Here is a 21863-nt window from a genome sequence, read left to right as displayed (position 1 = left end):
GGTGAGGGGTCGTGCCGTTCGGACACCACGGACACTAGAAACAGTCGACGCTTCCTTCTGCGCAGGAATGCACACTCGCGGCTGAAGGTGCACTATTACGGATTTAAGACCTTCCGTAGTCGATGGTCCCGTGCAACCACTCTGTGCGACGTGCCGGCAGGGCCCTGCGCCGGCGCCGCAGCCGTCGGGGTTCGACATGGGGCCCGCGGCTTGCTCCCCTTCGCTTGACCGGGCTGTTCGCACTCGCCGCGGAGCCCTTCCGGGATCGGACCCCGCTCGTCCGGCGGAAGACGGGCTTCGCCCACGGCCCGCCCGGCATCGGTGAGATCATCACGCGCCATACTCCGTGTCCCGCCGAGGTGTTCCGTCGAGGTGTTCCGCCGAGGCCGAACCGCACCGCGCAGGCGAGCCCACGCCCCGACGGTCCGGACCTCGAACAGGCCCTGGATCGTGATGCCTTCTCGCTCCTCCGCGCAGTTCCGTGTGCGCTGTAAGCGGTCACCCGGTGGCCTTTTTCCACCTCGTGAGGATATTGGCTCGTTCGTGGTGGAATACCGGAAAAGACCATTGTTCAGTGCGCGGACGATTAAAGGTTCCACTGGATCGCATGGCGATTTCATGTTTTCCCTAGAAATGGCGCCAAGTCTTTGTCTTTCGCATGTCGGGCGACAGGGAGCCGAAATGCCGATTAGTAAGGTCGGAGGATATGGCGCGTCATCGGTAATGCGCCTGAGCTGAGCCGTACCAAAGGAAAAGGGCAGTTTGATGACAGATGCCGGTCGCCCTCGCCTCGTACCAAGAAACATCGTTGGTTCCTTGCGGGTGTGGGTCCTCGCGGTCCTGATCGCGACAGGAGGCATCGCCGCGACACCGTGTACCGCGAAAGCGTTGGCGACACCGGTCGCGCTGGGCACGGCCGCCGACTTCGCGGTACTGGGCGGGGCCTCTGTCACGAACACCGGGTCCACTGTCGTCACCGGAGATCTGGGGATCAGCCCGAGCGCCACGGTGACCGGCTTCCCGCCCGGCACCGTGATCGGAACCCTCCACGCCGCCGACGCCGCCGCCGCACAGGCTCAGACGGATCAGCTCGCCGCCTACAACGACGCCGCCTCCCGCACTCCTGACGCCACCATCCCGACACAGCTCGGTGGGACCACCGTGACCCCCGGCGTCTACGACTCCGCCGCGGGCACATTTCAGATCACGGGAAACGTGACGCTCGACGCCCAGGGCGACCCCGACGCGGTCTTCATCTTCCAGGCCGCCTCCACGCTTGTCACCGCGGCCGCCAGCACGGTGACCCTCGCCGGGGGAGCGCAGGCATGCAACGTCTTCTGGCAGGTGGGCAGCTCGTCCACTCTGGGAGCCAATACGGACTTCTCCGGCGACATCCTCGCGCTGACCTCGATCACTGTGGGCAGCGGTGTGACCGTGGACGGTCGAACCCTGGCGCACAACGGCACCGTCACACTGGACACGGACACCATCACCCTGTCCGCCTGCGCGGATCCTTCCGACCGGTCCACCACCACCACGGTGAACTCGTCATGCGCCATCAGCCAGCAAAGCCCGATCACCTTCACCGCGACGGTGAGATCTCCGAGCGGGATCGTCCCCACCGGCCCGGTCGAATTCTTCAGTGACGGGGTAAGCCTGGGCACGGCCCAGCTCGACGGCACAGGCCATGCCGAGTTGACCGTCGCCCCTCTCTCCGAGGGTGTGCATGAGATCGTCGCCGTCTTCCCCGGTACGACCGAACTGGACGGCAGCACATCACCGGTCTTCATCCAGGCCGTCGACTCCCAGGGCTTCTGCCTGATAGAGGGATGTGGGCCGGCGTGTGGCGGTGAGCCTCAGGCCAGGGTGCTGTCCACGACGGCGGAGCGTACGGCCTGCTCGCCGCGCCGGCCCTCTGCGAGGGTAACGGTCGCCGACGACCCCCTGAGGATTTCCCGCCTTCACCCGAAGAATGCGCCGGAAACTTTCACTGCGAATTCAATGACCCGCAGGCCGAAGATCACACCATGAAGTCCCTGTGGGCATGGATGCGAACCTCGATGGGCTGCTCTCCATCGCTTTCCCGTCATTATATTGTTAATTTACGGTTCGGCGGCCAGGTCAATGTATTCCGGAGCATTTATCGGGTATCCCATGATCACTGCCCATGCGTCACAGAGGCTGCCCTCGGGACCCTGAACGACACGGAATGACATGAATTTCAGCGATAGTAGACATGCCGTGATCTCACGGCTCGGCAGGCGCGCCCGAAATCGGGGTATTACGGTAGTTCTCGTTGGTGTTTTTTTCTTTACGTCGTTTCAAGTGCCGATAAACATGCTCAAGGAAAAATCGGTCGGTATTCACCTGATCGCACAGGCCAAGGAGGGAAAGCCGGTCTCGTCCTGCCCTCCCGTTGCCGGCTCCCGAAGGCCGCACGCCCATGCGAGAGGTCATTGCCGGAAGAGATGCTGCAGGCCATGCAGGTGCAAGGACAAACTTTGCGTATGCTCGCGTGGCCCACGCGGACCGAAAGGCAGGAAAGGATCCAAGGGCGCAACGGGTCGAACCGGCCCGTACGGCCCTCGGGGCCCAGAAGGTCCCGCAGGTGAGACTGGCCTGCCCGGAGCCACCGGCTCAAAAGGACCAGCAGGTGCGACGGGTACGACAGGACCCGAGGGGCCAGTAGGTGCGACCGGTGCGACGGGTCCGGTAGGACCGCGGGGAGAGGTCGGTCCGGTAGGACCTGAGGGGCCGGCGGGCGCAGCCAGTGTGACAGGGCCCGAAGGACCGGAAGGGCCGGCGGGTGCGACGGGTCCGGTAGGGCCCGCAGGGCCACAGGGAGAGATCGGTCCGGTAGGACCGGAAGGGCCGGCGGGCGCAACCGGTGCGACAGGACCCGAGGGGCCAGTAGGCGCGACCGGTGCGACGGGTCCGGCAGGGCCGCGGGGAGAGGTCGGTCCGGTAGGGCCCGAGGGTCCGGCGGGTGCGACGGGTGCGGTAGGGCCCGCAGGGCCGCAGGGGGAGGTCGGTCCGGCAGGGCCAGAAGGACCTGCGGGTGCGACGGGTGCGGTAGGGCCGCAGGGGGAGGTCGGTCCGGTAGGGCCCGAGGGTCCGGCGGGTGCAACGGGTGCGACAGGCACTGAGGGGCGGGTAGGTGCGACGGGGCCGATAGGGCCGCGGGGAGAGGTCGGTCCGGTAGGCCCTGAGGGTCCGGCGGGTGCGACGGGTGCGGTAGGGCCGCAGGGGGAGGTCGGTCCGGTAGGGCCCGAGGGTCCGGCGGGTGCAACGGGTGCGACAGGCACTGAGGGGCGGGTAGGTGCGACGGGGCCGATAGGGCCGCGGGGAGAGGTCGGTCCGGTAGGCCCTGAGGGTCCGGCGGGTGCGACGGGTGCGGTAGGGCCGCAGGGGGAGGTCGGTCCGGTAGGGCCCGAGGGTCCGGCGGGTGCAACGGGTGCGACAGGCACTGAGGGGCGGGTAGGTGCGACGGGGCCGATAGGGCCGCGGGGAGAGGTCGGTCCGGTAGGCCCTGAGGGTCCGGCGGGTGCGACGGGTGCGGTAGGGCCGCAAGGGGAGGTCGGTCCGGTAGGGCCCGAGGGTCCGGCGGGTGCGACGGGTACAACCGGTGCAACCGGTGCGACGGGTGCGACGGGTGCGGTAGGGCCGCAAGGGGAGATCGGTCCGGTAGGGCCCGAGGGTCCGGCGGGTCCGGCGGGTGCAACCGGTGCGACGGGTGCGGTAGGGCCCGCAGGGCCGCAGGGAGAGATCGGGCCGTCAGGGCCAGAAGGACCTGCGGGTGCGATAGGCCCCGAGGGGCCAGTGGGTGCGACGGGTACAACCGGCGCGACGGGCGCGACAGGGCCCGCAGGACCGCGGGGAGAGACGGGACTTCAGGGACCTCCGGGAGCGACCATCTGCTGCACCGACACGTGGGGCGTCATCGGTCGCGAATCGGATGGCGGGCCGAACGCCGTCTACCGTGTCGGCCCGTATGAGCGAGATCCCGTCACCGGTTCCTCGGCCACCGTGCCGCCGCCCTATGGCGTCGGCAGCCTGGGAATCATCGTCGGAGACAGCCCGGATAAGATCACTTTCGGCAACGAGACGGACTTCGCGGAGTTGTCGATCAGTGATCTCACGATTTTGAGGTACTGGGCGTTCGCGGGCACCAACTCTCCGGCCGAGGTCTCCGTGCCGGGGCTGAGCATAGAGGTCGATCCCAACATGGGCTCGGCGGACTACGCGACCTTGATCTATCTGCCTGACACCTCTACCGGTCCTTCGGCTCCCGACCCCCGGCTGCCCAACACCTGGCAGCAGTACGACGCCGGCGCGGCCGGCAGCCAGTGGTACGCCACCGGGGCGACGGGCGTTTTGATCAACTGCACTCTGGCTTCTCCGTGTTCGTTCGACGAGCTCAAGGCCGCGCTGCCGGATGCGGTGATCACGCTGAGTCTTGGGTTCAGCATGGACACCGCCTTCATCGGCGCGATTGACGGACTGCAGGTGAACAACACGGTCTATGACTTCGGGCCCCTTGGAACACGGAAACTGGCCGTGGCACCTTAGGTCTGCTCGTGGTCCGGATCGTCAGGGTGTGGATTCACCTGCGAGGCGCCGTCCTGGGGATGGATCCGGAATTTCCAGCACATCTGAAGCCCGAACTCAGGACACCGCTAGTTGCCCCAGCCAAGGAGCCAGACCTGGCCGTCGGCGCCGTAGCGGTTCTTCTGCCACGGGTATATCCGGGCGGAGCACACGCCCGTGAAACGGCTGTAGGCCGTGCAGAAACGCCATCTGTCGGTGACGTCCCAGACGTTCCAGCCGACCCCGTAGGCCTGGATGTTCTGGCAGCCCTCGTAGATGTAGGTGGGAAGGCTCGTGCTCCCGGTGCAGCCGGCCGAGGTGTACGTGATCTGGAAGCCGTCGCCGCACCAGGTGTGATAGGCGCTTCCCTGGAGAGCGGGATACCCGTACGTCGTCGTGAGATACCAGCAGCCCGTCGCGAAATTGGCGGGACCGACGGTTCCCGTCCGCTTCACGGGAGTAAGAAGATTGCTGGTGAATTTACCCTGGGACGTGTCGATAATACTGGGAACCGTTTCCCTCTGGCGGGACATGTCGATGTATTCATCGAGCCCCTGTTCCCGGATCTCGGCGGCCGTCAGGGCGCGTACGGTGGGCCTGGGGGGCGGTGCCACCTCCCCCGGCTGAGGTGCGGGTTCCCACGACCGGGGGGTGACCTCCCAGGGCTGGGGCGCGGCTTCCGCGGGCTGGGGCGCGGGCGGGTTGTCCGGAATGCCCGGCGGCACGGGAGAGAAGGCCCCGAGGCTCAGGACGGCCGCCACGGCGAAGGCGCAGTTGACCGTGACTCGGGCGAATCGTCGCTTCAATGGCATACGGCATGCTCCTTATCAAAAAAGCGCGCCGTGGACGGAGCTCGTCGATATCTCCGTCGGCGGCGCGATCTTGATGGCGTGGAAAATATATACGCCCTCCTTTGAGGGGGGATCGAATTCCGTTTCCGGCAGGGTAAATGAAAATTTCCTCGCCCTGTCATCCGAAGGTGTTGAATGTCTTCTCCGGCGAGCACGACCGGCGGCACGTCACCGGGATGCTTCACCAGGTGCTGCTCACCGTGCCGGCGGCCACCACGGGTCTCATGGCCGCGCTGCTGCTCGGGGCCGACACCGGCCCGCGCGTCACCCCTGGGGTCGGGCTGCACCAGCTGGTCGGCTACAACCTCCTGCTCGTCAGCGCCATCCTGGGGCTGCGGGTACTGGTGGTCATCTTCCGAAGGAACGGGTGAACGGCCCGCCGCCTCCCGCGACCGTTGGAACCGGCGCGGGAATCGGATAGGAAGGAACCCATGACTACCGAGCAGACGTTCGTCATCGTCGGAGCGGGCCTGGCGGGTGCCAAGGCGGCGGAGTCCCTGCGCGACGAGGGCTTCGAGGGCGGGATCACGCTGATCGGCGCCGAGACCGAGCTCCCCTACGAGAGACCCCCGCTCTCCAAGGGCTATCTGCTCGGCAAGGAGGAGAAGGCCAAGCTCTACGTCCACGACGAGGACTGGTACGCCGGAAACTCCGTGGAGCGGCTGCTCGGGCGCCGCGCGACGGGCCTCGACCGGGCCGCGCACCACGTGGAGCTCGACGACGGGCGGCGCGTCCCGTACGACAAGCTGCTGCTCGTCCCCGGCTCCTCCCCGCGCCGCCTCGACGTACCCGGCGCCGACCTGGACGGCGTGCACTACCTGCGCAGCCTCGGCGACTCGGAGCGGCTGCGCGAGGCCGTCCGCGGCGGAGGAAGGAGGGTGGTCGTCGTCGGCGCGGGCTGGATCGGGTTGGAGACCGCCGCGGCCGCCAGGGAGTACGGCTGCGAGGTGACCGTCGTCGAGCCGAGGGCGGTGCCGCTGCACGCCGCGCTCGGCCCCGAGCTGGGCGCCTTCTTCGCCGACGTGCACCGGCGCCACGGCGTCGACGTACGGCTCGGCCGCGAGGTGACCGGGCTCCTCGGCCCCGGGCGCGTCCGCGCGGTCGCCACCCACGACGGCGAGGAGATCCCGGCCGACATCGTGATCGTCGGCGTCGGCGTGAGCCCCAACACCGAACTCGCCGAGCGGGCGGGCCTGGCCGTGGACAACGGGATCCTCGTCGACGAGTCCCTCCGCACCGACGACCCCGACGTCTACGCCGCCGGTGACGTGGCCAACGCGTTCAACCCCCTGTACGGCACCCGCATCCGCGTCGAGCACTGGGCCAACGCCCTCAACGGGGGAGTGGCCGCGGCCAGGGCCATGCTCGGCCAGAAGGTGGTCTACGACAGGCCGCCGTACTTCTTCACCGACCAGTACGACGTCGGCATGGAGTTCTCCGGCTGGTTCGCGCCCGGGGGATACGACTCCGTGGTCATCCGGGGAGACCTGGAGTCGGAGGCCTTCCACGCCTTCTGGCTCTCCGGCGGACGTGTCGTGGCGGGCATGCACGTCAACCAGTGGGACGAGGGCATCTCGCCGGCGCAGGAGCTGATCCGCGGCGGCGCGACCGTCGCCCCCGACCGGCTCACCGACCTCTCCGTACCGCTGGCCGACCTCGCGAAGAGCTGACCGCTCCCGCCGTCCCCCCGCTTTCACCCCCTCCCATGAACCGGAGCGGCTACCACGCCCGTCCACGGGTAAAAGCCCTTCGGGGGAGGGTGGCGATACGAAGGCGAGGAGACGGGCATGACCGATACGGCCCCCACCGGCAAGTTGACCATAGAGACACACGGCCGCCGGGAGGCGCTCGCGCTGGCCGGGACGATCTGCGATCTCTACGAGGCGGTGTTCTCGCTGCCCCCGTTCGACGGGAACGCCGCGGAGTTCGCCAACCAGCGCTCCTACTTCCCCCGGCTGGTCGACCGGCCAGGCTTCCGGCTGACCACCGCGCGGTCCGGGGCGGAGTTCGTCGGGTTCGGGTACGGCCACCTGCTGCCGGCCGACACCCGCTGGTGGAGCGCGCTGGCCGACCCGGTCGGCGAGGAGTTCGCGGCCGAGACCGGGAGCAGGACGTTCGTCGTCATCGACTACGGGGTGCTGCCCGACTGGCGAGGCGCCGGGATCGGGCACCGGATCCACGACGAGCTGCTCTCCGGATCCGGGGCCGAGCGGGCCACGCTCTCGGTGCAGCCCAAGGCCGTGCGGACCCGGGAGGTCTACCGGAGGTGGGGATGGCGGAAGGTGTCCGAAAAGCTGATGGACCCGCCGATCCCCGCCCCGGTCTTCGAGATCCTGGTGCTTGAGGAGATGCCAGAGGCGCGCTGATCGATCGCGATGAGCGGGAAAGCCGTCAGGCGATGAGCTGGAAGGTGTGCAGCTTCTCGTCCAGGGCGGCGACCTGGCGGGTCCTCGCCCACGGATTCAGCGTCTCGCGGACCTCCACCACCGAGCGGGCCAGCCGCGGCGAGGTGTTCTTGCAGGTGAGGCGGGCGGCCTCGCCGATCTGCTCGCACGCCTCGTCGATGGCGCGCAGCCGCAGGTGCCCGCGCGCCAGATCCAGGCGGCTGAACGCCATGTTGCGGACGAACGCCGGATCGATCCGGGCCAGGGACCGCGCGGCCATCTCGACGGCGGTCTGGGCGTCACCCATGTCCAGCAGGCACTTGGTCCTGGTCGACAGATACTGCCCGTCGCCGTAGAAGTAGAGAAGCTTGGCCCCCACGTCTCCCTCGCCCGCGTGGCCCAGCTCGCGGCGGGCCTGGTCGAGGCTGGTCATGCACCGGGCGTGGTCCTTGTGACGGTCGTTCTTGGCCGAGCGGCGCAACACCGCCGAGTAGGCGCGGGCCCCCACGTCGCACGCGTACGACACCAGCAGCTTGCTGTTGGCGCGATGCCCCCAGGCCAGCGCCCCCAGCGCGTGCTCGACGCCCTGGCGGGGGTCGCCCCGCCAGGTCGCCAGCTGTGACCAGTTGGCCAGGACGAAGCTGTTCATCGCGTCGTCGTCGGCCTGGTGCGCGGCCGCCTTGGCCTGCTCGTAGTAGTGGTTCGCCCCGTTGAAGTCGTTGAGGTTGAACAGCACCCAGGCGGTGAACCGGCAGATGTTGGCCAGCAGCGACAGCAACCGCTCGCGCACCTCGTCGTTCGACGCGGCCGGGATGAGCGACCGCACCAGGTGCTGCTGGGCGAGCACGGTCCCCAGCACCGACTGGGGGCCGAGGGTGTCCTCCTGCCGCATGCAGTGGTGCAGCACCGCGTCGATGTGGTCGACGGTGGCCTCGTCCACCCGGGACGGTTCGGCGGCGATCAGGGCGAGCCGGTCGAGCTCGTCGTCGTTGAGCCGGGCCAGCAGCGGAGAGGCCGCCGCCGCGGCGGCGGCGGCCCTGATCAGGGCCAGGACGTCGCGCCGTTTCATGGTCGCCGCCCACTGGGCGAGCGCCCGCACCAGGGCGTCGTACTCCTCGTCGCGGGAGGTCCCGAACGGCACGGGTCCCGTGGGCAGGGTGGGCAGGGCGGCCAGCACCCCTCGGATGTCCTCGGGGCCGAGGCTGCCCGCCGCCCCGGCCGCCACCAGCGCCCGCCCCCGGGACCGGACGGCCGGTGTGTTGTGCTCGTCGGCATCGCGGTGGTCTTCACCGTCGACCAGGTCGGCGGTGCGGCACTGGTAGATGCGGGCCAGCCGGTTGAGCCCGGCGATCGGCGGCTCGTTGCCGGTGGGGCCGGGCCACGCTTCCCACGACCCGAGTTTTCGGGTCGTCAGTGGCTCGTTCGGCCAGTACTCGTTCCATAGATGGCAGACCTTGGCTTGTGTCAGGCGATGCGCCTCACGGAAGCCCTGGCGGGAGTTCAGGCGCCAACGTCGCTTGAACTCAGCGGCGACCTCGGCCCACGTGAAACCACGCTCGCGAAGCTCAGCGCTGAAGGCGTCCATCTGTTGCTTGACGCTGCGCGGTGCACGTGGCATCGGCTCGGCCCCTCCCGGCAGGTTCTCCGGCGGCGATTCTTCGGGCTGAACGTTACTGGTCGCTCACGTTCGGTGACGGTCGAGTGCAGAAACCGGCGATCAGATCACCGCTCCCTGCAATGCCGTCGCTCTGAGGCGCGATGTGACCCCTGAGAGTGACGAACAGACTCGGTGTCGTCGCCTGTTTCCAGCACGCTCCGTACAGCAGGGTTGAGACAACGCCGGAGCCGTCGGATTCGTGTGGTCTCAGCGCTCGGGCGGGGGCGTCCCCATTCTGCGCCGGGGACGCGCGACCGAACCTTCGTTGAACTTCCCTGGAGCCATCAATGACCGTGCTCCCCGTCGAACGGCCGGGACCGATGCACTCACCGTTTCACCCTGATCCGGACACCGCCGACCGTCTGTGCCTGGACGCGAACGAGCTGTGGCTGGCGGCGCAGCCGGCCGCGGTCTCCCAGGCGCGCGACTTCACGCGTGCGCGACTGCTGGCGTGGGGCCTGGAAGAACTGTCCGACCTCTGTGTCCTGGTCGTCTCCGAGATGACCACCAACGCCGTCAAGGCCACCGCCACCCCGCCCGTCCCGTACGGCTACACCTGCCCGTCCGCCTCCGGCGGCCACCCGCACACCGTCGCCTGCCCGCCCGCCTGCGCCCGCGCGCGGACCACCGGCCCGGACCCGATCCTCCTGCGGCTCCGTCTCACCACCGCGGGCCTGTTCGCGGAGGTCTGGGACAGCTGCGACGGCTCGCCCGAGGTCACCGACGCCGGGGAGGACGACGAGAGCGGACGGGGCCTGCGGCTCGTCGGCATGTGCACCGACGGGTGGGGCCACTACCGGTCACCGAACGGGGGAAAGGTCGTCTTCGGCCGCTGGGCCCTGCCGTCCGCCTGGCACATCCCGGACGTGCTGCCCCCGCGGCCGTACACGTACTCCCGGACTCACGCGACGCGCGGGTGATCCCTCACCCGCGCGGGGTGTACGCGGGGTACGCCGTCCGGTCCACGTCCGTGTCCGGCCACCGGCGGCGCAGTGCCTGTGCCGCCCGGCGGGCCCATCCGGCCAGGTGGGGCAGGGCTCGGTGGTTCTCGGCGGTCGACGCCGCGGCGTCCAGGGTGAAGATCAGCTGAAGCCGGCTGTTCTCGCCCGGCGCCCGGGCGTCGAGCGTCGGGAACCGGGTGAGACGGCAGGCGGCCCAGGTCAGGCACGCCGCGGCCAGGCCGAAGCCGAACAGGTGGTCGTCGTCGGCCTCCGGTACGCCCCGGGCCAGCGCGCGGCGGTAACCGGCCTCCAGACCGGTCGCGACCGGGTCGGACACCGTCAGCCACGCCGGGCCCGGCACGTACAGGCACACGGCAGAGGTCAGGGTGTGCCGGTAGCCGGCGAACTCGAAGTCGATGAGCCGCCCGTCGCCGTCCGCCGTCAGGAAGTTGTTCGCCTCGGCGTCCCCGTTGGTCAACGCCAGGAAAGGGCCCGGATCGGCGAGTTCCGCCAGCAGCCGCGCCAGCTCGGTCCCGGCTCGGCCCGGCAGCGCGACCCCGAACTCCGCGGAGTGCTCCACGGCCCGCCGCCACGCGTCGGTGTCCGAGCACGTGAGGTCGACGACCACGGCCGGTCGTCTCGCGAGGTAGAGCTCCGCGTGCCCGGCCGTGGCCGCGCCCAGCTCGCCCAGCGCCCGCGCGAAGGCCGCCAGCCCCGCCGGTGGGGGCACCGCGCCGTCGCGGCGCAGCACCCGGTCCAGCGGCGTGCGGGGAGCGAGGTCCTCCAGGACCAGGAGCGACGCCGCCATGTCGTCGGCCAGCACCCTGGGGGCGAGGTCGAGCCCGAGGTCCTCGGAGAGGAAGCGCAGCGCGGCCCGCTCGGTCACCACCTGTCTCGCGTCCATGCGCAGCCCGGACGGATCGCTGCGCAGCCACTTCACGATCACCGACGAGGGGAGTCCGGATTTCGGCTCGGCCGGGTGCACGCGCGGTCCGGATTTCGGCTCGGCCGGGTGCACGCGCGGTCCGGGCTTCGGCTCGGCCGGGTACGCGCGCAGGACCGCCCACGGGGCCAGGTGCTCCATGCGGCCGAGCGCCACCGGCGCCCCGAAGGCCTTCGCCAGCAGCACCTCCAGGTGAGCCCGATCGGGCAGCGGAAAGCTCGTCGCGGGAGGATCCACAGGTGGTGTCGGCACCCTGGCAGGGTGCCAGCCGAGGCCGCGGCCTTCAACGGGTTTCCCTCCCCGGCCGGTTCGGACGGTCGCCCCGGTCTCCCTGGCCGTCCCGGTTCCCCTGGTCATCCCGGTCTCCCTGACCGCCCCGGCCGCCGTCGGCCCGTACGCCTCCGCCGGCGCCCGCTCCGCGACGGACGAACTTCTCGCGGCCCTCCGCGCCACGGAAACGCCCTGGGCGGCGACGTGTCTCCCGAGCCGCTGACACGTGGGCTTCCTCGACCGGCTGGATAAGGATTTTCTCGCCCGGCTCGCGAAGGGCAGAATGCCGGGATGGATGCGATCCTGCGCGCCGCGGGCGAAGTGGTGGGCGTCGAGCTGTCCGATCCGGTGGACCTCGGGGGCAGCCCGCGCAGCGTGGTCCTGCGCTGCCGGACGGCTTCGGGCGGCAGCGTCGTCGTCAAGAAGTTCGGCACGGAGCCCGAGGGACTGCGCGCCTTCGCCGCGGAGGCGGCCGGGCTCTCGCTGCGGCTGGCCGGCCCCGGGCTGCTGGGCGTGGACGACTCGGTCCCGCTGCTGGTGATGGAGGACCTCGGGTCCGCGCCGACCCTGGCGGACGTGCTGCTCGGTGACGATCCGCGGGCCGCCCTGGACGGCCTTTCGGCCTGGGCGCGCGGGCTCGGGCGGCTGTCCGCCGCGTCGGTGCACCGGCGCGCCGACCTGGCCTCCCTGTCGGCCCGGTACGGCAGGGGCGTGCCGTCCTGGGACGAGGATCCGTGGACCGTACGGTACGCGGCCGGGTTCCCCTCGGCGCTCGCCGGGATCGGCATCGAGGCGCCGCCGGAGCTGGCGGGTGAGCTGGGGCGGATCGCGGCGACGGGAGCGGACGAGTATCTCGCCTTCACCCCCGGTGACACCTGCCCGGACAACAACCTGCTCACCCCGGACGGCCTGCGGCTGCTCGACTTCGAGTCGGCCTGCTACCAGCCGGTCTTCATGACGGCCGCGTACTGCCGGATGCCCTTCGCCACCTGCTGGTGCGTCTTCACACTGCCCCCCGGTCTGGCGGAGAAGATCGAGGACACCTACCGCGCGGAGGTCGTCGAGGCGTACCCGGAGCTGGTCGAGGACGAGATCTGGCAGCCCGGGATCCGGCGGGCGGTCGCGCTCTGGACGGTGTATCTGACGACCGACCTGATCCCGCGCATGGCGAAGGACGGGCCGACGCACAGGGTCCGGCGTCCCGTCCCGACGCTGCGGCAGCTGCTGAGGCACCGCTGGGAGATGGCGAGCACCCTGGAGGAGTTCCCGGCCTTCGCGGAGACGATGCGGCTGCTGCTCCGGGAGGTCGCCGACGGCTGGGACGTCCCTCGACTGCCGGGCTATCCCGCGTTCGGCGGCTGAGGACCCGGGTCGTCCACAGATCTGGAGTGACAAGCCACCCGCATCTCTGGGTGACAAACCGTCTGCATCTCAAATGTCAGATATTTGCGTTATTTCGGTTATGTGGGTAATGTCGGTGATATGGACTACGAGGCCGAGCTTGCCTACGCCGACGAGGTCGGCCGCCATTTCGCGCGGCAGAACGGCCTGCCCCCGATGACCGGCCGGGTGGCCGGGTGGCTTCTCATCTGCGATCCGCCGCAGCAGACCATCGCCGAGCTCGGCGAGGCGCTGCGGGCCAGCCGCACCGCCGTCAGCGGCGCCGTCTCCATGCTCGAGGAGTGGTCCTGGATCCAGCGCTCACGCGCCGCCGGTGAACGCGTGGACCGCGTCAGCCTCCATCCCGCGATCTGGCTGAGGATGGTCGACAAGCCCTCGGAGTACGTCTCGCTCGGCGCGCTCGCGCACCAGGGCCTCAAGGTGCTGGACGAGGCGCCCCCGGCCCGCCGGGCGCGCCTGCTCGAGGGTGCGGCCTTCGCCGAGTTCCTCGTCGAGCGGATGCCCGCGCTCGCGGCCGAGTGGCGCGAGCGCCGCGACGCGCTGCGCGCCTCCGGCGCACTGCCCGACGACGCCGGGACGAGCCGGCCCTAGCCCGACGTCACCGGACCGCCCACGAGGGGCGGTCCCCCTCAACCCGAAGCAGCCCGAAGCAGCCCGAAATAACCCGAAAAGACACGAAACAACTCGAAGTAACCCGAAGCCACGAGGCCATCCCCCCGGGGGCGCGACGAAGCGCCACGAGCCCGTCTCCCGAGGGCGGCTCCCTCCTTCGCAAAAGTCCGTGGTCCGTGGTCCGTCACGCCGTCCCCGAGGGCGGTTCCCCTTTCCTTCCGGCCGGTGCTCCGACGGCACCGGCGTTGTCCGCATGCCCCGGCTCGCGTCCCCGCCCGATCGGCGGACGCCTCGCCCGGGATCCGGCCCCGTCAAACCGAGGAGATCTCCCATGACTTTCGACTCCGCCCGCTGGCAGACCCGGCTCGACGAGCTTCGCGCCGCCCACCGCGTGCCGGGGGCGTCGCTGGCCGTACTGGCCGACGGGAACGTCCACGAACTGGCCAGTGGTGTGCTGCACCGGGCGACCGGGGTGGAGGTGACGACCGACTCGGTGTTCCTGTCCGGCTCGCTCGCCAAGGTCTACACCGCGACGCTGGTGATGCAGCTGGTCGACTCCGGCGAACTGGAGCTCGACACGCCCGTGGTGAGCGTGCTGCCGGAGTTCGCCACCCCGGACCCGGAGGCCACGAAGACGATCACGATCCGCCAACTGCTCAGTCACACCGGCGGCCTGACCTGCGACTTCAACTACGACCCCGGCCGTGGCGACGACTGCCTGGCCCGGTACGTCGAGGCCGCCAGGGAGGTGGCGCCGGACTGCCCGCCCGGGACGGCGCTGTCGTACAGCAGCGTCGGGTACGTCGTGCTGGGCCGCGTCGTCGAGGTGCTGACCGGCCTGACCTGGGACCGGGCGCTGAAGGAGCGGCTTTTCGCCCCGCTCGGGCTGGAGCACTCGATGACGCTGCCCGAGGAGGCGCTGCGGTTCCGCGTCGCCATGAGCCACCTGGGGGAGCCGGGCGCCGACCCCGACCCGGCCCCGGCCTGGGACCTGATGCCGCGCTCCGCCGGGCCGTACGGCAGGGTCATCATCTCCGCGGGCGACGTCGCCCGGTTCGCGCGGGCACACCTGGACGGCGGCGTCGCCCCCGACGGCACCAGGGTCCTGTCCGCCGGCGCCACCGAGGAGATGCGGCGGCGCGTGGTCGACAGCCCGGACAGGTGGACCGTCAGCGCCGACGGCTGGGGCCTGGGCTGGACCCTGTACGACTGGGACGGCGTCCCCGGCTTCGGTCACGACGGCGCCGCGATCGGCCAGTACTCCTACCTGCGCGTCGTCCCGCACGCGGGGGTGGCCGTCGTCCTGCTCGCCAACGGCGGCGGCACCGGCGGGCTGTACGCCGACCTGTTCCGGGAACTGCTGGGCGAGCTGGTCGGGGTGCGCATGCCGGACGTCTTCGGACCGGCGGCGAACCCGCCCGCGGTGGACATGACGCGGCTGGTGGGCACCTACCGGCGCGAGGGCGTCGTCACCACCGTCACCCAGGACGACGACGGCGCGCGCATCCGGTACGAGTTCGTCGACGGCATGAAGGACTTCTCCCCGCCCCTGGAGATGGACCTGGTGCCGGTGTCGGAGACGGTCTTCGCCGCCTCCGGCGGTCCCGCCTTCGGGGGGGAGCACATTCCCGTGGTCTTCTCCACCTTGACCGACGGCACCGAGTGCGTGTACATCGGCATGCGCGTCACCCCCAAGGTCGCCTGAACCCCGTCCCGTCCCGGCGCGGACGCCGCTCGCGTGTTTCCTGGATCAGGTCGCGGTGAGACCGGAACGGAACACCTTCCGCGTGCGAGGGGCCGGCCGTTCACCTGGTGCTTCACACACGTACGCCCGGATCCACCCGGCACGCGGGTGGATCCGGGCGCCTTCGCGCCGGACCCGGCGGGGGAACCGGCCGGCTGATCCGGCCGGCCGGTTCCCCCGCCGGGCACGTCCGTCTCCGGTATCCGTCTCCGGTCTATGTCCCGGCCACTTCAGGTCCCGGCTACCTCAGCCCGAAGGCCCGGACGATGGTCTGGGTGATGCTGTTGCCCGCGCTGTCACGGGCGCCGGCGCGCAGGGTGACCGTGCGGGCGTCGCCCGGGGCGCGCAGCTTCGTCGTCCAGCCCTTCTTGCCGTGGTCGAGGCTCGCCCTGCTCCAGGTGGCGCCGTCGTCGTAGGAGACGTCCAGGGTGGCGGTGCCGATCCGGCCCGAGTCCACCACCGACGGCAGGTGCAGCGGGGTGACGGTGAGCTCGGCCCGGCGGCCGGCCCGGCCCGCCCGGTCCACGTCGACGTCGTAGTCGAGCTGGATCAGCGGCAGGTCCCTGGTCGAGTTGCTCTCGACGTACCCCGAGGTGAAGTTCCACTCGGTCAGGGTGCGCGTCGAGTACGGGTACACCGAGGCGTCGCGGGACGCCTCGTTGACCAGGCGGTAGGGCAGCCGGTCGGGGCTGACGATCGGCGCCAGCATCAGCGTACGGTCGAGCCGTTCGGTCTTCGCCTGCTCCAGGAGGGTGTCGCCCTGGTAGAGCGAGAGGGTCTGCGTGGCGTTCGGGTTGAAGAGCGCCTCACCCGCGTGGCTGCCGCCCGAGGCCCCCCAGGAGGGCACGATGGCGACCAGCCCGTCGCCCGCGCGGGTCGGCAGCAGGGACGCCGTGTTCATCCGGGGCCGCTGGACCGGGCCGAGCCACCGCGCCTCGCTGGTCGTACCGCCCTTGTAGGTGAGGATGTCCGAGCTCTGCTGGGTCTCGTCGGGGATGACGAAGAGCGACTCGTGCCAGCGGACGGAGTCGTCGGTGGAGACCCAGTCGGTACGCCTGCTCTGCGCGGGCAGGGCGCTGGTGTAGCCGCTGAATCCGGGGCGCAGGCCGTCCTGGAGGTCGATGCGGATCTCCACGGCCGCGTCCTGCCGGTAGTTGTCGAGCGAGACGTCGACGCGGGCCAGGTCGTCCTTGCGCGGCCGGTAGGTCGGGTCGGCCGGGATAGCCCCCTCCCACTTGTGGACGAGGTCGTAGAGGTAGGCGACGGTCGGGTGGGAGACGACGCGCAGCGGCACGGAGCCGCGCTGGAGGTGGGTGATGAGCCGCTCGCCCTCGTCGCGGGTGATCGACGCGACGGCCAGCGGGGCGTCGGTCTGCACCGCGTCCCAGGCGTCGAGCCGGCCGCGACCGGGGTTGACGATCAGCAGGAGTTTCGCCCCCGCCTTCGCCGCGGCGTCGGCCTGCGCCTCCGGGGTGACGGACTCGCTCCACCGCACCACGGCGACCTTGCCCGACGCCTTCACCCCGGCGAACTCCGCCGCGGACCCCTCACCCGCGAAGACCGAGCCGTAGGTCCAGCGTCCCTCGGGCAGCGGCTTGGAACGGGTCTGGATCAGCAGGTCGTCGAAGTCGTGCGTCTCGGAGGAGACCGCCAGGCGGGGCTGCTCGTCGCGCCAGCGCGCGGCGAACGTCAGCTGCCCGTCGGTGACCTTCTTGCCGGTGGGCTGCACCCAGAGGCTGTCGTGCTGCACGCCGAGGAGGTAGGCGTCGCTCACGGCGCCGTTGCCGAACCCCCGGTAGAAGTCCATCCTGGCAATCGTCGTGGTCCGCGCCTGGTCCCTGCCGGACGGCAGGACGGACCTGACCTGGCGCGCGGTGGAGGCGTCCAGGGTGATCTCCGTGTCACCGGTGAGGGAGATCTTCGGCTTGCTGAGCAGCACCCTGCCCAGGGAGTACGCGCCGTTGACGCCTTCCACGTCGCCCCACATCCACAGGGCGTAGTCGCCGGTGGGCAGCCGCAGCTCGGTGGTGCCGGACGGGCCGACCCCGTGGTACTCGAACGTCTGATGCCCGTTGGGCAGGTCCCGGGTGATCAGCAGGTCACCGGCGAGGGGCTTGCCCGCGCGGTCCTTGGCGTGCACGGTGAGCTTCGCCCGCTCGCCCTCCTTGTAGAAGCCGATCGCGGTGTGGGCCAGCAGGGCGCCCTCGGCGTCCCTCGCGTCGAGCCGCGCGCTGAGGTGGCCGTCGAGCTCGGCCCGGTCGACGTTCAGGACCACGTTCACCGTGGCGGTGCCGCGCGCCGGTACCGTGACCTGGGCCGCGGACAGGTCGAACAGGCCCTCGGGTGCCCCGCCGGTGACCGTGAGGTCGAGGGTGACCGGGTTCTCCCCGAGGTTGGTGTAGGTGACCGGCTGCTCGCCCTTCTGGCCGGGGGTGTAGGGCCACCGGACCTTGACCTGGGCGGTGGCGGTGGCGAAGACGGTGTTGCGCGTGGCCGCCGCGACGTCGAGCATGCCGCCGCCGACCTGGTAGGCGCTGAACTGCGGCAGGAGCTTGCTGCTGCTGACCAGGGCGTCCTTGAGCTGCTGCCCGGTCCACTCGGGGTGGGTCCTCGACAGCAGGGCCGCCGCTCCCGCGACGTGCGGGGTGGCCATCGAGGTGCCGCTCATCGTCTGGTACGAGCCCTCGCCCTCGGCGGCGTACTGCGACCTGGCCGCCAGCACGTCCACGCCCGGCGCGGCGATCTCCGGCTTGAGCCCGTAGTCCTCCACGCGGGGGCCCCGGCTGGAGAACGGCGCCAGCGCCGTGCCCTTCGGGGCGACGCTCACCGCGGCCACCGACAGCGCGGCGTCCGCGGTGCTCGGCGCGCTCACCGTGCTCTCCTCGGGCCCTGAGTTGCCGGCCGCGATGGTGAACAGCGCGCCGGTCTCGGCGCTGAGCTCGTTGACGGCCTGGCTGAGCGGGTCGGTGCCGTCCGTGGGCCCGCCGCCGAGGCTCATGCTGATGATCTTGGCGCGCTGGTCGCGGGCGGCCCACTCCATGCCCGCGATGATCCAGGAGTCCTGGCCGCTTCCCAGGTTGTCCAGGACCTTGCCGACCAGCAGGTCAGCGCCGGGGGCGACGCCCTTCTCCAGGCCCGCGGAGGCGGCGCCGGTGCCGGCGATCGTCGAGGCGACATGCGTGCCGTGACCGTTATGGTCCTTGACGTCCTCGCCGGGGACGAAGGTGGCGGTGTTCTTCACTCGGTCCCTGAGGTCAGGGTGGTCGGCGTCGACCCCGGTGTCGAGGACGGCGACCTTCACCCCCTCGCCGGTGTTCCCGGCCGCCCACACCTCGGGCGCGCCGGTCTGCGCGACGGTGTCGGCCAGGTTCGCCCTGGCCTTGCCGTCGAGCCAGACCTTGGCGATCCCCGAGGTGAGGGAGGGAACGCCGGTCGCGGTACGCGACTCCGCCCGCGGGTCCGACCCGGTGAGCGAGGCCCAGAAGCCCGCCGCGCCGTCACGGTCCGCGGACAGCGCGGCGCCCTGGATGCTGCTGAGCGTACGGACCTTCTCCGCCCCGCCCGGCACCTTCTCGGCGCGTCTGCCCACCGTGTCGTCGGTGTAGGTGACGATCAGGGGGAGGTGGTCGCTGCGCGCGTCGTCGTAGCCGTACTCCACGAGCCGCGTGACGTCGAAGAGCCCCTCGTCGAGGAGCCCCGTGCCGACGTACCGTGCGGCCGAGTCGGGATACACGTAGAGGTGGTCGTCGACGGTGCTGACCCGGGCGCCGACGCGCCCGCCGTCCGGGCCCGTGATCGACACGACGGTCAGGGCGCCGGCGATCCGCGCGAGCGTGACCTTGTCCCCGGTGATGAGGGTGACGGTGAGCGGGGCCCCGGCGGTTCCGGCGGCCTTGACGGTCTCGGCGAGCTTCGCCGGGGTGTCCCCGGGAGCGGTCGTGGAGGCGGTCGCGGACGTTCGCGCGAAGGCTTTCACGGGGGTCGTCGCGTCGGCGGATGCCGATACCGGTGAGGCCGCGAGGAGAACCGTGAGCGCGGAGGCCAGGGCGAGCAGCCCGTGCCTCCGTGGGGGAGTGCCGTGCAAGGAGTTTCTCCCGAAGTGGCGACGGTACAAAAAGATCAGACGCCATGATTCGGTATAAAACGGTCGTATATCAACGATCCCGTATGGCTAATTTAGGACATGTCGTAATCCCGACAGGGAGATGGCGGCCGGGGAAACCACGGACGGCGCGACCGGACATCCTGGCACGACGTCCCGAACGAGGTCCCGAGCGGCGGCCCGGAACATGACCGGTCACCCCGGCGAAGCACCCACCTGATCGTCCTTTCGCCCACTTGGCCATGTCCCTGACCGCGCGCCGAACTAAGATCAACAGATGCTCAAGCCGCCCTCCACGGCGCAGGTGACACCGCCCCCGAGAACGCGTCCGAGGGCAGGCCGGGTGCTGCGACTGCTGGTCGCCGTCGCGGTCAGTGTCTGCGCGCTGCTGGGCGCGGTACGGCTCGTCGTACCGGCCACCGCGGGCACGACCGGCGAGCCGCCCGGGGTCCGGCGGCAGCTGACGTTCCTGCGCGCGGCACTCGACGGGGGAGCGGGCGACCAGGCGCAGAACCTGTTCCCCGAGGGCTATTTCTTCCTGCACGCGCTGTACGGCCTGAGCTGGGTCGAGCTCGGCATGCGCGCACCGGAGGGCGAGCGGTCGGCGGCACTGCGCGAGGCGCGCTGGGCACTGACCCGGCTGGAGTCGCCGTCCGGCCGGGCCCCGTTCAGCGCGGACCTCACCCCGCCGCACGGCGTCTTCTATCGAGGCTGGACCAACTGGCTGCGCGGCGGGACGCTCGCCCTGCAACCGCTCGCGCGACGCGACCCGGCCGAGCTGCGCCGGTTCGCCGACGACTCCGCCGCGCTCGGCGAGGCGTTCACCGCGTCGGAGTCGCCCTACCTGGAGGCCTACCCCGGACAAGCGTGGCCGGTCGACTCGACCGTGGCCATGGCGTCGCTGCGACTGCACGACACGCTGCTGCCGCCCAAGTTCGCCGCCACCGCCGACCGCTGGCTCCAGGCGGTACGCCAGCGGCTCGATCCCCGCACCGGCCTGCTCCCGCACGAGGCCGAACCCGGCACCGGCGCCCCGGCCGAGGTGGCCAGGGGCAGCTCGCAGAGCCTCGGCCAGCGCTTCCTCGTCGAGATCGACCCGGCCTTCGCCGCCGACCAGTACCGGCGCTTCCTCGACCACTACGTCGTCACCCCACTTGGCCTCGGCCCGGCTGTACGTGAGTATCCCGTCGGCATGGACGGTCAGGCCGACGTCGACTCCGGCCCGCTCCCGCTCGGCGTGAGCCTCTCGGCGACCGCGGTCGCCCTCGGCACCGCCCAGATCCACGGCGACGCCCCCCTCGCCGAGGCGTTGGCGAACTACGGCGAACTGGCCGGCCTCCCGATCGACACCCCGTGGACGAAGAGGTACGCCTTCGGCGTGCTCCCGATCGGCGACGCCTTCCTGGCCTGGTCGAAAACCGCCCGCCCCTGGATGGCGTCACTTCCCTCACCGCCACCGGTGACCATCACGGCATGGTGGCGCATGCCGCTGCTGGCGTTGCTGCTCGTCATCGGGGTTGCCCCTTGGCTGCCCGCCTTGGTGCGGCGCTACCGAGCCCGCCGAGTTCGTCCCGAGGTGACGGACGAGTCGAGCGGGGCGGCAACCGAATGAGACCGGCCCGGAGACCAGCTGAAACGCTCCCCGGGGAGAACTTCTGATACTCGGAGGTATCGCCCTCAATGAGACCGGTCCGGAGACCGGGATGAAACATGAAACTCGTCGAGGAGGCCGAGGGTGGGTACGCTGACCCCCCGCAATGAGACCGATCCGGAGATCGGGATGAAACAGTCCACGCCCAGCTGCGACGTGTCGAAGATGTCCATCCCGCAATGAGACCGATCCGGAGATCGGGATGAAACGCCTGTACGTCGCCCACGAATGGCGCTGGGACAGCAACCCGCAATGAGACCGATCCGGAGATCGGGATGAAACCGTCAGGTTGTGCAGGCGCGGGCCGACGGTCAGCCCCGGCCCGCAATGAGACCGATCCGGAGATCGGGATGAAACCCAGGGCGTAGACCGCACGCCCTTGAGCTTCGGCAGCCCGCAATGAGACCGATCCGGAGATCGGGATGAAACGTTCGTGCGGCGATCATTTACGCGGATGCGCTGACAGGCCCGCAATGAGACCGATCCGGAGATCGGGATGAAACGGTTCGCGAGCTGGCCGTATAGCGGAAAGTAACTATATCTATACTGGAAATTGTCTGGTTTGACCCTGCGGCTGTTTGTCTGGGGTTAGGAACCCTCCAAGGAAAGCGTGCATGCTTGGGGTTCCTAACCGCTGCCAGACGTTGATGGCATGGCCAAGGAACTTCAGCAGGGCAAAGACCGAGACGCTATGCGTTTTCAAATGGCGAGGCGTGCGTA

General features: G+C 70.3%; 15 protein-coding genes and 1 CRISPR repeat array. Of the genes, 10 read left to right on the top strand and 5 right to left on the bottom strand.

All coding sequences use genetic code 11. The features are described from left to right. Positions 1-888 precede the first annotated feature (888 nt). Positions 889-2031 carry an ice-binding family protein gene (locus ACTOQ2_RS37530; RefSeq protein ID WP_440105758.1) on the top strand — a complete coding sequence of 381 codons (1143 nt, stop codon included), beginning with the start codon at positions 889-891 and terminating at the stop codon, positions 2029-2031. 216 nt (positions 2032-2247) lie between these two features. Here the strand turns inward: ACTOQ2_RS37530 and ACTOQ2_RS37525 are convergent, their stop codons facing one another. Then, positions 2248-2457 (bottom strand): hypothetical protein, encoded by a 210-nt coding sequence (locus tag ACTOQ2_RS37525; protein WP_440105756.1) that lies wholly within the window; start codon positions 2455-2457, stop codon positions 2248-2250. 1569 nt (positions 2458-4026) lie between these two features. On the opposite strand from ACTOQ2_RS37525, the gene ACTOQ2_RS37520 reads away from it, so the two are divergent. Next, positions 4027-4569, top strand: coding sequence for a hypothetical protein (locus ACTOQ2_RS37520; RefSeq protein ID WP_440105754.1), 543 nt, complete (start codon positions 4027-4029; stop codon positions 4567-4569). A 107-nt stretch (positions 4570-4676) separates the two neighbouring features. Here ACTOQ2_RS37520 and ACTOQ2_RS37515 read toward each other — a convergent pair whose 3' ends face one another. Next, the gene (locus tag ACTOQ2_RS37515; protein ID WP_440105752.1) at positions 4677-5399 is read right to left on the bottom strand and encodes a hypothetical protein; all 723 of its coding nucleotides are present in this window, start codon (positions 5397-5399) and stop codon (positions 4677-4679) included. Between the two features lie 167 nt (positions 5400-5566). Between ACTOQ2_RS37515 and ACTOQ2_RS37510 the strand changes: the two genes are divergently transcribed. The 3 genes from ACTOQ2_RS37510 (at position 5567) to ACTOQ2_RS37500 (ending at position 7804) form a co-directional block, all read left to right on the top strand. After that, entirely contained in the window at positions 5567-5809 is a 243-nt protein-coding gene (locus ACTOQ2_RS37510; protein ID WP_440105750.1) for a hypothetical protein, read from the top strand. Positions 5810-5869: 60 nt separating this feature from the next. After that, entirely contained in the window at positions 5870-7108 is a 1239-nt protein-coding gene (locus ACTOQ2_RS37505; protein WP_440105748.1) for an NAD(P)/FAD-dependent oxidoreductase, read from the top strand. 117 nt (positions 7109-7225) lie between these two features. Beyond that, on the top strand, positions 7226-7804 hold the full coding sequence (locus ACTOQ2_RS37500; protein ID WP_440105747.1) for a GNAT family N-acetyltransferase: 579 nt from the start codon (positions 7226-7228) through the stop codon (positions 7802-7804). A 25-nt stretch (positions 7805-7829) separates the two neighbouring features. Here the strand turns inward: ACTOQ2_RS37500 and ACTOQ2_RS37495 are convergent, their stop codons facing one another. Then, positions 7830-9440 carry a hypothetical protein gene (locus ACTOQ2_RS37495; protein WP_440105745.1) on the bottom strand — a complete coding sequence of 537 codons (1611 nt, stop codon included), beginning with the start codon at positions 9438-9440 and terminating at the stop codon, positions 7830-7832. A 326-nt stretch (positions 9441-9766) separates the two neighbouring features. Between ACTOQ2_RS37495 and ACTOQ2_RS37490 the strand changes: the two genes are divergently transcribed. Beyond that, positions 9767-10399, top strand: a complete 633-nt coding sequence (locus tag ACTOQ2_RS37490) for an ATP-binding protein (protein ID WP_440105743.1) — start codon at positions 9767-9769, stop codon at positions 10397-10399. 4 nt (positions 10400-10403) lie between these two features. On the opposite strand, the gene ACTOQ2_RS37485 is transcribed toward ACTOQ2_RS37490, so the two are convergent. After that, a complete protein-coding gene (locus ACTOQ2_RS37485; protein ID WP_440105741.1) occupies positions 10404-11720 on the bottom strand; it encodes a hypothetical protein in 1317 nt (438 codons plus the stop codon). A gap of 204 nt (positions 11721-11924) precedes the next feature. On the opposite strand from ACTOQ2_RS37485, the gene ACTOQ2_RS37480 reads away from it, so the two are divergent. From ACTOQ2_RS37480 to ACTOQ2_RS37470, 3 genes are all read left to right on the top strand, one after another. Then, positions 11925-12995 carry a hypothetical protein gene (locus tag ACTOQ2_RS37480; RefSeq protein WP_440105739.1) on the top strand — a complete coding sequence of 357 codons (1071 nt, stop codon included), beginning with the start codon at positions 11925-11927 and terminating at the stop codon, positions 12993-12995. Positions 12996-13115: 120 nt separating this feature from the next. Beyond that, positions 13116-13625, top strand: coding sequence for a GbsR/MarR family transcriptional regulator (locus tag ACTOQ2_RS37475; protein ID WP_362847132.1), 510 nt, complete (start codon positions 13116-13118; stop codon positions 13623-13625). A 352-nt stretch (positions 13626-13977) separates the two neighbouring features. Further along, a complete protein-coding gene (locus ACTOQ2_RS37470; RefSeq protein WP_440105736.1) occupies positions 13978-15351 on the top strand; it encodes a serine hydrolase domain-containing protein in 1374 nt (457 codons plus the stop codon). Between the two features lie 280 nt (positions 15352-15631). On the opposite strand, the gene ACTOQ2_RS37465 is transcribed toward ACTOQ2_RS37470, so the two are convergent. Next, on the bottom strand, positions 15632-19474 hold the full coding sequence (locus ACTOQ2_RS37465) for a S8 family serine peptidase (protein ID WP_440105734.1): 3843 nt from the start codon (positions 19472-19474) through the stop codon (positions 15632-15634). Positions 19475-19769: 295 nt separating this feature from the next. Between ACTOQ2_RS37465 and ACTOQ2_RS37460 the strand changes: the two genes are divergently transcribed. Next, positions 19770-21104, top strand: coding sequence for a hypothetical protein (locus ACTOQ2_RS37460; protein ID WP_440105732.1), 1335 nt, complete (start codon positions 19770-19772; stop codon positions 21102-21104). A 62-nt stretch (positions 21105-21166) separates the two neighbouring features. Then, positions 21167-21646: a CRISPR direct-repeat array (repeat unit 36 nt; unit sequence CCCGCAATGAGACCGATCCGGAGATCGGGATGAAAC). Positions 21647-21863 lie beyond the last annotated feature (217 nt).

It is taken from the genome of Streptosporangium sp. H16 (assembly GCF_051918855.1).
Lineage (GTDB): Bacteria > Actinomycetota > Actinomycetes > Streptosporangiales > Streptosporangiaceae > Streptosporangium.
This window is presented reverse-complemented; position numbering and strand designations above follow the sequence as displayed.

What these genes read in the sequence shown, in the direction of transcription:
- ACTOQ2_RS37525 (WP_440105756.1), bottom strand. Translation starts at nt 2,457, where the DNA reads ATGACCTCTCGCATGGGCGTGCGGCCTTCGGGAGCCGGCAACGGGAGG.
- ACTOQ2_RS37515 (WP_440105752.1), bottom strand. Translation starts at nt 5,399, where the DNA reads ATGCCATTGAAGCGACGATTCGCCCGAGTCACGGTCAACTGCGCCTTC.
- ACTOQ2_RS37505 (WP_440105748.1), top strand. Translation starts at nt 5,870, where the DNA reads ATGACTACCGAGCAGACGTTCGTCATCGTCGGAGCGGGCCTGGCGGGT.
- ACTOQ2_RS37500 (WP_440105747.1), top strand. Translation starts at nt 7,226, where the DNA reads ATGACCGATACGGCCCCCACCGGCAAGTTGACCATAGAGACACACGGC.
- ACTOQ2_RS37495 (WP_440105745.1), bottom strand. Translation starts at nt 9,440, where the DNA reads ATGCCACGTGCACCGCGCAGCGTCAAGCAACAGATGGACGCCTTCAGC.
- ACTOQ2_RS37490 (WP_440105743.1), top strand. Translation starts at nt 9,767, where the DNA reads ATGACCGTGCTCCCCGTCGAACGGCCGGGACCGATGCACTCACCGTTT.
- ACTOQ2_RS37485 (WP_440105741.1), bottom strand. Translation starts at nt 11,720, where the DNA reads ATGACCAGGGGAACCGGGACGGCCAGGGAGACCGGGGCGACCGTCCGA.
- ACTOQ2_RS37480 (WP_440105739.1), top strand. Translation starts at nt 11,925, where the DNA reads ATGGATGCGATCCTGCGCGCCGCGGGCGAAGTGGTGGGCGTCGAGCTG.
- ACTOQ2_RS37475 (WP_362847132.1), top strand. Translation starts at nt 13,116, where the DNA reads ATGGACTACGAGGCCGAGCTTGCCTACGCCGACGAGGTCGGCCGCCAT.
- ACTOQ2_RS37470 (WP_440105736.1), top strand. Translation starts at nt 13,978, where the DNA reads ATGACTTTCGACTCCGCCCGCTGGCAGACCCGGCTCGACGAGCTTCGC.
- ACTOQ2_RS37460 (WP_440105732.1), top strand. Translation starts at nt 19,770, where the DNA reads ATGCTCAAGCCGCCCTCCACGGCGCAGGTGACACCGCCCCCGAGAACG.